The following is a 12733-nucleotide window of genomic DNA, read 5'->3' on the forward strand; positions in this document are numbered from 1 at the left end:
TAATTTCTTCCCTAAATTTTATTTTGGCTTACACGCCCCAACGTGGAATGTGATGTGAACCCATTGAAATACAAACGTTCTTAACTTCAGTAAACACTTCAAAGCTGTACTCGCCGCCTTCACGACCTGTACCCGATGCCTTTACTCCGCCAAATGGCTGACGTAAGTCACGCACGTTCTGACTGTTAATAAACACCATGCCTGACTCGATGCCTGCGGCAATACGATGTGCTTTACCAATGTCTTGTGTCCAAATATACGATGCCAAGCCATATTCCACATCATTCGCAAGGATTAAAGCTTCAGCTTCATCTTTAAATTTCAACAGACACACCACTGGGCCAAAGATTTCTTCTTGGGCAATACGCATACGGTTGTCGACATCAGCAAATACCGTTGGCTGAATGAACTGACCATTTTTCAGATGTTCTGGAAGATTGGCTGGGCGTTCCAAACCACCTGCCACCAAGTTTGCGCCTTCTTCAATGCCGATCTTGATGTAACCCGTCACCTTGTTATAGTGCGCTTGGGTGATCATTGAACCGACTTGGGTATTTGGATCTTGTGGATCACCAACAATCAGATTTTTGGCACGACGTGCAAACTCTTTGACGAATTCGTCATACACCGATTCCTGAATAAAGATACGGCTACCCGCAGTACAACGCTCGCCATTTAACGAGAAGATGGTAAATAAGGCAGCATCTAAAGCACGGTCAAGGTCAGCATCTTCAAAGATAACAACAGGTGATTTACCGCCCAATTCCATTGAGTATTTTTTCAAGCCCGCATTTGCCATGATCTTGCGACCCGTCATCGTACCGCCTGTAAATGAAATGGCACGTACATCTGGGTGTTTCACCAAAGCATCGCCTGCATTTGCACCATAGCCCTGAACCACGTTAAACACGCCTTCAGGAATACCCGCTTCTAGCGCTAAACGACCGAGTTCATTGGCAGTCAACGGTGACAACTCTGACATTTTTAAAACTGCGGTATTTCCGAGTGCTAAACATGGCGCTGTTTTCCATGTAGCCGTCATAAACGGTACGTTCCAAGGCGACACCAAACCACAAACACCCACAGGTTGATGTAGCGTGTAGTTCAACATCTGGTCATCGACTGGGTAGGTATGCCCGTTCATACGGGTACAGACTTCCGCAAAGAAGTTGAAGTTATGCGACGCACGCGGAATCAACACATTTTTAGTTTGGTGAATTGGCAAACCTGTATCTAAAGTTTCCAGTTCGGCAATTTTTCCAACATTCTGGTCGATCAAATCCCCTAAACGACGCATTAAACGTGCGCGTTCTTTCGCTGGAGTTTTTGCCCATTTCGGGAAGGCTTTTTTCGCAGCAGCGACAGCCAGCTCAATTTCTTTTTGTCCGCCACTTGCCACTTCACCAATGGCTTGGTTTGTTGCAGGGTTATAGTTGGTAAAGCTTTCGTCGCTCGCAACTTCTTTACCATCAATCCAGTGCTTAATCATGGGTAAATCCTTTTCTTTTATACGGTCTTAAAAAAATCTGTTTCTGAAACAATGTAGTTTCTTAACTTGCCAATACCTTCGATTTCTACTACCACTTCATCGCCTGGTACTACATCGGATAAACCTTCAGGTGTGCCTGTGGCAATCATGTCACCGGGTTGTAAAGTCATGAATGAAGATAGATATTCGATCAAAAATGGCACATCAAAAATCATGTCTGCGGTAGTGCCTTCCTGACGTAACTCGCCATTGACCCAAGTGCGTAAAGTCAGATTATTTGGCTCAGGAACATCGGCACGATCAACCATGTAAGGGCCAACAGGCGTGGTCGCTAAACGGTTTTTCACGCGTAGATTTGGACGGTAATAATTTTCCAAATAGTCACGGATTGCGTAGTCATTGCACAGCGTATAACCTGCGACATACTCCAGCGCATCTTCACGTTTTACATTTTTCGCAGGCTTGCCAATCACCGCCACCAACTCACACTCATAGTGCATATAGTTGACGTTGTCTGGACGCCATGTGTTGTGGTTATGACCTGTGTAGGTGTTGTTGGCTTTCACAAAAACCAAGGGTTCTTTTGGTGGTTCAAATGCTAGCTCACGCGCATGGTCAGCGTAGTTCAAACCGAGGGCAAACATGGTGCCTTCCGCAGGTGGTAGCCACTCCACGTTTTGTTCTGCCAAAACACTGCCATCTGCCAAAACCACTTGATCTTGATCATTGACCTGAACCGTGAGCACTTGGCCCTGATGACGAATACGTGCGGTTTTCATGCTGCCACTTCCTCTGCTTGAATACGGTTGGTCACTGAACCCAATTGATCGACTTCGATGCGAACTTCATCGCCTGACTGTACTTCAACACGACCCAATGGCGTACCTGTCAAAATCACGTCACCTTCATGCAAAGTCATAAACTGGGAAATCTCTGAAATCAGTTGTGCAGGTGAACGTACCCAGTTGGTAGTTGACCCTGTTTGTTTCAATTCACCATTGATAAATACGCGCAGTTCAAGCTGTTCAGGATGAGTCACTTCAGCTTTTGCTACCACATCACCCATCACACAAAAACCATCTTGGCATTTGGCTTTGACTGCTGGGCGGTAATAGCTTTCTTCTGGCAAGCTGAGTTCATTCACCACAGCAAAACCAGCAATCGACTGCTCGGCTTGTGCGACATCGACACGTGTCGTAGTTTGTCCAATCACCACAGCAACACACGGCCCAGCCTGAACCACATCACCCTGACGTTTAAAAATAGTTTGACCTGAAACACTGCGGGTATTTGGGGTTTTGACAAACAACACCACATTTTTAGGTTCTGCAACATACGGTTTTTCTTGAAAACTTTGCTGCAAAGTTGCATATAGACACTGATAATTTAGCGCCACGCCAAAAATATTTCCTTGGCTATTGATTTTCGCTAGACTGCTCATAGACACTCTCAATGATGTTTTTAGCTAGGGAACAGCTAGACATCATGCACATTAGTTAATATATTAACTTTATAGTTAATTTATTAACTAAAAGCAAGCCGTTTTTTTAGGCTGCTGAATAAAAAAATGCATTTTTATGGACGAAGAAACCGATGAAAACTTTAAATATCCCCGATTTGCGAATCGGTGAGATTTATGACAAAAAATACATAGATGCAGAAATTCATTATGAATCAATCAATAAGATGGCATCTTTTTTTGGTGAGCATGTTGCAGTACATCGCCATGATGCATTCTTTCAACTGCATTTTATTACCAAGGGTAAAGTTCGGGTCTTTTTAGATGATGTGCAGTTTAACTGTACTGCACCTGCCTTTTTTCTAACACCGCCATCGGTACCGCACACCTTTATGACCGATCCTGACTGTGAAGGTCATGTACTCACCATTCAGCAAAGCCTGATTTGGCCACTACTACAGGTACATTTAAAAATTCAGCATCTCAATCCGATCTGTATTCAACACAGTCAGTTACAACAGCCACAGCATCAGTACAGCCTAATGCAAATTCAGGATTATTTAGACAAGATCAAACAGGAATTTGAATCGACACAAGAATTTCGTGACTTTGCCTTAAAGAATTTACTCAATCTGATCTTTATTCATATTGCGCAGCTTTCGCATTTGAATCAGTTTTTTCAAAAAAATATCAGCAGTGATTTGCATGTCTTTCGCAAGTTTAATGAATTGATTGAGCAGCACTTTACCGAACACTGGTCACTCACACATTACGCGGAAATTTTGGCTGTAACGGAAATGCGGCTGAATGAAATCTGCCGTCGGATTGCCAATACCTCATCCAAAAAAATTATTCATGACCGCTTAATGCAGGAAGCCAAACGGTTACTGATTTTTACCGATATCCCGATTAACCATATTTGTTATCAACTCGGGTTTAAAGACCCCGCCTATTTTAGTCGCTTCTTTCAGCGGCATGCGGGTCTGCGCCCTTCGGAACTGCGCCAGTCACATGAAGTCTAAAGATTTTTAGTGATTTTGGTCATGCTGAAAACAAAAAAATTGCCAGAAAGTCGGAACCTTCTGGCAATTTGATGTATGGGTATTTAGTAAGTGGCTTAGTAACTAGTACACGTCACGGCGGTAACGTCCTGCATCACGCAAATGCTGCAATTGCTCTGCCCCTAAAATCTCTTGCAAAGCCTGATCGACATCACTTGCCATACCTTGGATACTGCCGCAAACATAGAGCACTGCACCATCCTCAATCCAGCTTTTTAATACTTCAGCCTGTTCACGTAAGCGGTGATGTACATATTGTTTTTCCACCTGATCACGGGAAAACGCCAAGTCTAGGCGTTGCAACATGCCTTCGGCTTGCCAAGCTTCTAACTGGTTTTGATAGAAATAATCATGCTCACGCTGACGTTCACCAAAAATTAACCAGTTACGTCCACGGTTTTGTTGAACACGCTGTTTCAACAAACTGAGTAAACCTGCAATACCTGTACCATTACCGATACAGATGATTGGTCGATCATCTTCAATCAAATGGAAAGATGGATTATTGCGAATCGCAAGTGCCATCTCTGTCCCCACGTCACTATATTGAGTCAACCAACCTGAACCTAAACCTAAATGCCCCTGTACATCGGACTGCTGACGTACCACCAATTGCAAATACTGCTGTTCGGGAATACTGGCAATCGAGTATTCACGTAATGGCAATTCAGGTAATTGCTCAAGTAACTCATCCAGCGAAGCATAAGCAATAATTTCTCGAGTCAGGTTTTTACTTCTCAAAGCATCAACAATTTTTAAACCTTGACTGGTCATACTTTCAGTTGAAATACCTTGCTGCTTTAAGAACTGCTCAATACGCTCAATAGAATTTTGCGGCTGTATTTCTGCAATATCACCCGCTAGCCATGTCACATTGACAGTGCTTTGCAGTTCCAAATGGAATGCTGGCGCACCTAAACTGTTTGAATTGAGCAATTCACGCTTACTGAGCGTCCACATTTCAAATTGCTTGTGAATCTCAACTTGCTGAACATCACTAGCCGTGACTTCACCTAATTCTTCGTACCACTGCTGGATGTGTTTTTGATTGGCATTATCGACTTCAATAAGTTTGAATAATGGCTTCGCCCCTTGTCGAGTCAGCCATGTATCGACTGCATGACCAAAATGACAGAAACTTTCTGGATATTCTTTTGAGCCTAACGCCAGAACAGCATAATCAAGCTGAGCTAAATCAATAGGCTGCTGCATTAATTGCTTGCTAAAACCCACCGCCAAATCAGGCGCTGAACCTGTACCATAAGTACTGACAATAAACAGAGCTTGCTGCGCTTGTTGCAAATCTTGTGCAGTCAGTTGCTGTACCGACTTCACCACAACGCCAAGTCCTGCTTGTTGCAGGGATTTCCCTGTTGCCCAAGCCAGTTGCTCGGCTGTACCTGTTTGCGTTGCATAGCTAATCAGCCATGTTTGCTCGGTCAATGCTGCTTGCTCTGCACTCAAACCTCCACGCGCTGCCTGAGTCAGACGTTTTTGCTTACGGCGTTTTAAGTACAGCATCCAGCCTGTTACAAAGAATAGCGGCATTGCCAATGCAGCAAGCATCGCAAAGAACTGATAAACAGGGCCAAAGAAGCTGCCACGGTGCACAGGCAACATGCCTGACATAATTTGCTGATTTAGCTTTTTATTAGCATATAAATCAACTTTTTCCAGTTGATTGTTTTGAGTATTAAATTCAGCACTATTACGCGCACGTTCATTTTGTGGAACAGCATCAACAAACGCAATTTTCACACGTCCATCAGCTTGCTGTGGAATATTAAACGTCACTGTAGAATATTCACGGGCAACTTGGGTGGTAAAACCTGTCCATGCTTGGGTGAGTTCTTGCTGAACTAGTGGGTTTGGTAAGGTTAAACCTTGCTGCTCAGAATCTGGGCCACGATTTGGTAGATTTTGTGGATTTTTTCCTTGTGGTGCCCCCCGTTGATGCCCCTCTCCACGCTGTGGCATAGCACCTTGTGGCGGACGACCTTCTGGTTTACCTTTGCCTCCCATACGGGTATTTTCCACGCCCATAACCTTAAACATGCCTGCACGCCACCAGTCATACGACCAGAACAATCCCGTACATGCAAACATCAGGTAAAACACCATGACCCATGTGCCCACAACGGCATGCAAGTCCCAAAGAAAATTACGCCCTTTGAGCTGTGGCTTAATTGCCAACCATTGTTTCAAAGAGTGCTTTTTCGGGAAGCGCAAGTACAAACCACTCAGCACAAAGAAAATCAGTATCAGCGTACTTGCACCTGTCAACTGTTTACCAAATTCGCCAGCAGTCAATGTTCGGTGAAACTGTTCAATAAAGTCAAAAAATGCTTTGCCCTTAACCTCAGGCAAAACTTGTGCAGTATATGGGTTCACCATCATGTCATAACCATGACGCTCACCTTGTTTGGCAATATTGACCACTGACGATGAGGTTGGAGATTCTGCAATCGTGATACTGTTAATTTCGATATTGGGTTGTTGCTGCTTAAAAAACTGAAATAATTCACTTGGCGTCAGCTTTGCACGCGTTTCGGCTTGAACCGTATAACTGTCTGGGTTAATGAGTTTGGTAATTTGTGCTTCGTAGGAAAAAATAGCACCACTGACACCCATAAGGGATAAGATCAGACCAGCGGTTATACCAAAAAACCAATGGATCTGGAAAAGTGTTTTTTTCAACATGGTTGGAAGTTGGTTTATTGAATTATTGAGAATTATACTCAATTACAATGAAGACAGTATGTATTTTCTTTTCAGAATAAAATTTACAAAAAAAATATTTTATTTTTACACATGCGCTTTTTATCAGACGACATGGCATCAGATTAAATTTTTTAAATAACTCTATTCAGAACAAAGTGTTGTATCTATTCTGAGGGTCAGCTATCCACATTCATTTAATTAAAACATCGTATTTTTATTGGCAGAGTCTTTAGGTACATCTTGCACCACATCCCAATGCTCAACGATTTTTCCATGTTCAACACGGAAAATATCCATGACTGCTTGTCCACGATCTTGAACGTTTTCTGTCGAATGCACAGCAAATATACTAAATCACCTTGCGTTGCATGACGAACAATTTTGGCTTTAGATTCAGGGTGCTTTTGAAATTCTTCTTTAAAATAATCTACAAATGGCTGTTTGCCATCAGCTACATACGGATTATGTTGCTTATAGTCTGGCGCAATGACTTGTGCCGCGTTTAGATCATGCTGATTAAAAAATTGATTATAAAAATTTTCAACCAACCGTAAATTCTGTTGCTCCTGTTGTAGATTGCGAGGGGCTATTCGTTCTGCATGCACTGAACTAAAAGCACAGCTAAGTGCCAAAATCATAAGGGGTTTAATAGTCAATCTAATCATATTAGACTTCTTTCATCAGTCCTTTTTATTTCTCCCTAGGGGAGAAAAATAAAGAGGGTGTAAGCAATTATGAAAGAAGTCTATTGTTTTATATTCATTTTAAATCAACCATAAACTTAACATATTCACTATTTTAAAGCAAAGACAGGCTAATTCGGTTGTCTTTGTTGCATAAAGAGATCAATCTTGTTTCTTTAACACATATTTTGCTTTGCTTAGGTTAAAGATGAAGGTTTGAGTTTTATTGACCTTGCTAATTTTTGAAAAATCATCATTTGGCATAGTCCCTGTATAGTGAATTTGGATAGGATAATAAGCCTGTCCATTCGCTGTGATTTTAAAGGTTGAATCATAGTTATAATATTCTGAAGATGTCTGATCTATATTACCTTCATTATCACCAGCAGCATCTGCAACTTTATAAAAATCAATGTAATCATTTTCAGGAAGTAATAATACCCACCATGAAGATTCTGTTTCACCTGTACTGGTGTAACTATCTTTTCCATAACTTCCCAGTACATTTTTTCCAAATGACTGAAGATGCTTCTTAAATTCCGTAGCATCCCAATTTGCACTCCCCCAACTACCACGTGGTTCAATATCAGGATGACTGCGCGTCACCAGTTGATAATGATGATTTGCCAACTTTCTAAAGCTATAAAATTCAAGCTGACTCCCAATAGGATGCCCGTCTGCAAACTCACCCTCCTGAATGACAGAAGTGTCCATCACCACCAAATAACGCGGTTCACCCGAAATGGACTTATACTGAACCATTCCACCCCATTGAATCACACCACCTTCATTTTGTTTGGGTGCGAATAGTCCCCAACCTTTAGACAATTTTACACCTGCGTATTCATCACCTTTTTTCATTACATCTGGGTTTAGATGAACTTTACGCAGTCGATTGGTATCAGCATAAAAAGTTTTGATGATGCTTTTAAAACTTAATTCAGTCAGCTCTACAGGTTTTACCTGTTGCGCAAATTGAACTGGATTGGCAGATGTAGGATTCAAAAACAGGATTGGAGAACATGCGAGCAAAGCCGCACATAATAATTTCTTCATTTTAACCTTTGTTATTTCAATATTTTTTTCATTTAAATAAGTGCTTGTAACGGCACGAGCGCAGTGTGTCAGTTCAACACTTAAAAATCTAGCCTCATGTTCGGCTACATCTTGTCACATTTTTATCACCTATTTTTTGCGCAGATTCTAAAAATTAAATAGATATATCTTTTTTATTATGTAGAATAGATATATCTTTTTTACTTCTAATCTTCCTATGCGTGGTAAATCTAATCACAAAGGTTTTGGGCATGGCGGTTTGCGTTGGGTGGTACTCCATCTGATTGCTCAAAAACCTCGACATGGCTATGAACTGATCAAAGCCATCCAAGAAATGACCAATGGAAACTACAGCCCAAGTGCAGGCATGGTTTATCCCTTACTGACTGAATTACAAGAGAAACAACTGATTCGCAGTCAAGCTTGTGCAGAAGATGCGCGGAAGCAAAGTTATCAAATCACTGAACTGGGCAATGAAGTGATTGATTCGTATAAAGAGCATATTCAGGAAATCTTGAACCGAATCAATATTCGTTCGCAGCAGCCAACTCTGGTTCTCGATACTTTGCATGAGTTTAAGAAAGAAGTACGTGAGGTATTGGCAGGTCGCCCACTGAATGCCGAAGAAGCTGAGATTTTTATACAGACACTCAAAACTGCCGCAGCGACATTACAACAACTGAAACTGGATTCAACAATGACTACAAGCACAGCAACACTCGATAAAAAACCATACCGCGTCCGTCATCAACTTAAATTCCGAATTGTGACGGTACAAGAAGTTCTTCAGATTAGCCCAAGCCTGATTCGCATTGTGTTTCAAGGTGATGATCTTTCTGACTTTAAAAGTGATAGCTTCGATGACCATGCCAAACTGTTTTTCCCAGATGCAGCAACAGGGCGTTTAATCAAACCTGAAATGACTGAGCAAGGTCTAAAGTTTGCCGATGACATCAAGCCAATTTCACGTGACTATACGCCTCGTTTGTTTGATCTTGACGCTAAAACACTGGCGATTGATTTTGTGATTCACGATGCTGGCCCTGCCACAGAATGGGCACAACATGCTAAAATTGGTGATCAAATCGCCATTGGTGGCCCTCGCGGTTCAATGGTGATTCCAATGGTCTATCAACATTATGTCTTGATTGGTGATGACACCGCATTACCTGCAATTGCTCGACGCTTAGAAGAACTTCCTGCATCGGCGCAAGCAACTGTCGTTGTTGAAGTTAATTCATCAGTCGATGAGATTACATTCAAATCAGCCGCAAAAACTCAGATCACTTGGCTACACCGTGAAGGTCAAGCCAGTGGTCAAACAACTTTATTTAAACAAGCTTTAGAAAGTCTGTCTTTGCCTCAACACGATTACTTTATCTGGATTGCGGCAGAAACACAGGTCGCACGCCAGTTGCGTAAAACACTGGTTGAACAGTATCAGGTGGCGAAGGATGCCATTAAAGCAGCGGGTTACTGGCAACACGGTACATCCAATGCACATACGGTCATTGATGACGAATAAGCTTTTCCATCATTAACCCGATTCGATGACTTTAGTTTCTAAGGTGAGAAATTAAAGTCATCTTTTATTTTGGTATCTCCTATGCAACAAAAGCCATACTCCCTGTCGTGGATTGCTGCGCTTGCTGTACTGACAGCATTAGGTCCTTTCTCAATTGATATGTACCTTTCAGCACTCCCGACAATGGCAAAAGATTTATCGGTCAGCACTGCTCAAATCGCCAATACTTTACCCGCTTATTTTATGGGGCTGGCATTTGGACAGCTACTCTATGGTCCAATCAGCGACCATTTTGGCCGCCGTAAACCCTTATTTTTCGGTTTAACCCTTTATGTTTTGGCCAGTGCAATTTGTATCTTTGCCATGCATCTTGAAGTTCTACTCATCGCACGTATCGCCCAAGCCTTCGGTGGCTGTGTCGGTGTCGTGGTTGCACGTTCTGCCATTCGTGACCGCATGAGCGGCCCAGAAGCAGCACATGCCTTTTCCCTACTCATGATTGTGCAAGGGGTTGCCCCGATTATTGCACCGCTCAGTGGTAGCTTGATGCTATGGGCGTTTAACTGGCGCTCGATTTTTGTGGTGCTATTCCTGTTAGGCATCATGGCGATGGTGGTTTCATATTTCAAATTTCCTGAAACACTCCCTGTTGAACGTCGTCAAAAACATACCGTTGGTTCAGCCCTAAAAAGTTATGTCGATCTGTTCCAAGACCGCAGTTTTATTGTGCCTGCGGTGGCAAGCGGCATTTTAATGGGCATGATGTTTACTTACATCAACAGCGCTTCAGAAATCTTTATTGATCATCTTGGCGTAGGCTCAGGCACATTTGCCCTATTGTTTGGTGTGAACTCATGCGGAATTATTGCTGTATCCAACCTCAACCGTTTTCTGATTAAACGCTATGATTCATTAGATCTGTTGAAGTTTGGTTCAAGCATGCAATTCTTGGGTGCAATTATTTTCAGTGCTTTTGTATTTAGCCAGCATATTGCCATTTGGAGCATGATGCTCGGTCTATTTATGATTGTTGCCTGTGTGGGTTTTATTGGGCCAAACGCAACAGTGTTGGCTCTATCCAAACAGGGTCATCGTGCAGGTCAAGCCAGTGCCTTGCTCGGTGCATTGCAATTTACCTTTGGTCTGGTTTCAGGCGCGATTTTGTATATTTTGCCAATGAAACTGGAAATGTCAGTCAGCACTGTGATGATTTTATACAGCGTGGTAGGTGGTGTATTGGTGCGAATGATTCAACCCATCAAATCACATCGTTATGCTTAAATTATCCCCATAAAAAAAGACCTTGCTTAATGCAAGGTCTTTTTTTAATCACATTACTTCGGTAAATCACTGCTTTGCCAACCACCACCCAATGCAGTAATCAACGCAACACTGTTTTGTAGCTGAGTTGATTGAAGCTGCAATAAACTTTGCTCACTCGACAAACGCGTTGCTTCCGTTGAAGCGACATCAGTATAGTCAATCATGCCTGCATTGTACTGGTTACGCATAATTCGTGCAGTTTCCGTTGCCGCAGCCAAAGACTGACTGGTATGTTGCACTTCCTTGCCTAAACTGGTGCCTTCTGCCAAGTAATCTTCAATATTTTGCATGGCTTCAAGTACAGTCTGTTTGTAGTTCGCAACAGACTCATCATAGGCTGCACGTGCCTGTTTGACTTTAGCTTTGTTCGCGCCAAAATCAAATACAGTTTGTGTCGCAGATGCACCCAAAGACCACAACAGGTTTTGTGCGCTAATCAGGTTTGACAAACCACTTGCAGAGTATCCACCCGAACCTGATAAAGTAATGTCAGGAAAATAACCCGCAATTGCGATCCCGATTTCTTCATTGGCAGCAGCCAAACTCCGCTCAGCAGATGCAATATCTGGACGGCGTTCTAGTAAACGGCTTGGTAAAGTCAGCGGGACATTTGGAGTTTTAGGTAAAGCCGCCTGACTGACAGGCAGATCAAACTGGGCAGGCATTTTCCCAATCAACATCGCAATCGCATGTTCATATTGGGCACGTTGCCAAACCAAATCTTCACGGGAAGATTTAGCACTATATAACGATGACTCTGCTTGGGTCAGATCAGATTTAGCGATTACACCTTCTTTATATTTGGCAGCCAAAACCTTGCGGTAACGGGTATAAGTGTCGATGGTTTTGTCATACAGAGCAATGCGTTTATCAAGTACGCGCAGGGCAAAGTAATCCTGTGCCAGTGTGGTTTGCGCACTTAGAGTTGCGTTGGCAAGATCTGCTGCACTGGCTTGAGCCGAAGCTTTGTCTTCCCGTACAGTACGTTTCAACTTGCCCCACAGGTCAAGTTCCCAGCTTAAACTGGCTTCAGCAGTATAACTGTTACTTGGTTTTGCCTGACTTTGTGCGCTGCGTGTGCCACTACCTGTTGCACTCACGGTTGGGGCGCGTTCTGCTTTGGCTTGTGAAACCAGTGCTGCCGCTTGTTCATACTTCGCGACATACTGCGCAACGTTTTGATTCGACACCACGACTTGTTGCTGCAAGTTATTCAAAATCGGATCTTGGTAAATTTCCCACCAAGCACCACGACTTTGCTGATCTTGTGGCTGTGCCACTTTCCAACCCTGTGCTGCTTCTTTATAAGTCACAGGCATTGAAATTTCAGGCTTTTTGTAGTTTGGCCCCACAGTACATCCCGAGAAAATCGGCAGTGCACAACACAGGGCTAGGCATAATTTATTTTTCAACATA

The 12733-nt window shown here is 42.7% G+C and carries 10 protein-coding genes and 1 pseudogene; 3 read left to right on the forward strand and 8 right to left on the reverse strand.

Annotated elements, in window-relative coordinates; all coding sequences use genetic code 11:
• Positions 1–28 precede the first annotated feature (28 nt).
• The 3 genes from hpaE to C1A47_RS03370 are packed head-to-tail and all read right to left on the reverse strand — an operon-like array spanning position 29 to position 2930.
• Entirely contained in the window at positions 29–1489 is a 1461-nt protein-coding gene (hpaE, locus tag C1A47_RS03360) for a 5-carboxymethyl-2-hydroxymuconate semialdehyde dehydrogenase (protein WP_111892429.1), read from the reverse strand.
• Positions 1490–1506: 17 nt separating this feature from the next.
• The gene (locus C1A47_RS03365) at positions 1507–2268 is read right to left on the reverse strand and encodes a fumarylacetoacetate hydrolase family protein (protein WP_111892431.1); all 762 of its coding nucleotides are present in this window, start codon (positions 2266–2268) and stop codon (positions 1507–1509) included.
• On the reverse strand, positions 2265–2930 hold the full coding sequence (locus tag C1A47_RS03370) for a fumarylacetoacetate hydrolase family protein (protein ID WP_111892433.1): 666 nt from the start codon (positions 2928–2930) through the stop codon (positions 2265–2267). The genes C1A47_RS03365 and C1A47_RS03370 overlap by 4 nt, the downstream gene beginning before the upstream one ends.
• Before the next feature lie 152 nt (positions 2931–3082).
• Between C1A47_RS03370 and hpaA the strand changes: the two genes are divergently transcribed.
• A complete protein-coding gene (gene hpaA, locus C1A47_RS03375; RefSeq protein ID WP_111892435.1) occupies positions 3083–3970 on the forward strand; it encodes a 4-hydroxyphenylacetate catabolism regulatory protein HpaA in 888 nt (295 codons plus the stop codon).
• Between the two features lie 102 nt (positions 3971–4072).
• On the opposite strand, the gene C1A47_RS03380 is transcribed toward hpaA, so the two are convergent.
• From C1A47_RS03380 to C1A47_RS03390, 4 genes and pseudogenes are all read right to left on the reverse strand, one after another.
• Positions 4073–6709: a PepSY domain-containing protein gene (locus C1A47_RS03380; protein WP_111892437.1), complete on the reverse strand. Its 2637-nt coding sequence runs from the start codon at positions 6707–6709 to the stop codon at positions 4073–4075.
• Positions 6710–6928: 219 nt separating this feature from the next.
• Positions 6929–7069 (reverse strand): hypothetical protein, encoded by a 141-nt coding sequence (locus C1A47_RS17925; protein WP_264756255.1) that lies wholly within the window; start codon positions 7067–7069, stop codon positions 6929–6931.
• A 62-nt stretch (positions 7070–7131) separates the two neighbouring features.
• A pseudogene (locus C1A47_RS18010) lies at positions 7132–7395 on the reverse strand (hypothetical protein); the annotation flags it as partial.
• Positions 7396–7575: 180 nt separating this feature from the next.
• Positions 7576–8469 (reverse strand): hypothetical protein, encoded by an 894-nt coding sequence (locus C1A47_RS03390; protein ID WP_111892439.1) that lies wholly within the window; start codon positions 8467–8469, stop codon positions 7576–7578.
• A 217-nt stretch (positions 8470–8686) separates the two neighbouring features.
• Here C1A47_RS03390 and C1A47_RS03395 point away from each other — a divergent pair, with 217 nt between their 5' ends.
• Entirely contained in the window at positions 8687–9994 is a 1308-nt protein-coding gene (locus C1A47_RS03395; protein WP_111892441.1) for an SIP domain-containing protein, read from the forward strand.
• An 81-nt stretch (positions 9995–10075) separates the two neighbouring features.
• The gene (locus C1A47_RS03400; protein WP_111892443.1) at positions 10076–11275 is read left to right on the forward strand and encodes a multidrug effflux MFS transporter; all 1200 of its coding nucleotides are present in this window, start codon (positions 10076–10078) and stop codon (positions 11273–11275) included.
• A 53-nt stretch (positions 11276–11328) separates the two neighbouring features.
• On the opposite strand, the gene C1A47_RS03405 is transcribed toward C1A47_RS03400, so the two are convergent.
• The gene (locus C1A47_RS03405) at positions 11329–12732 is read right to left on the reverse strand and encodes an efflux transporter outer membrane subunit (protein WP_111893071.1); all 1404 of its coding nucleotides are present in this window, start codon (positions 12730–12732) and stop codon (positions 11329–11331) included.
• Position 12733: the final 1 nt, after the last annotated feature.

The organism is Acinetobacter sp. MB5, assembly GCF_003261585.1.
Taxonomy (GTDB): domain Bacteria; phylum Pseudomonadota; class Gammaproteobacteria; order Pseudomonadales; family Moraxellaceae; genus Acinetobacter.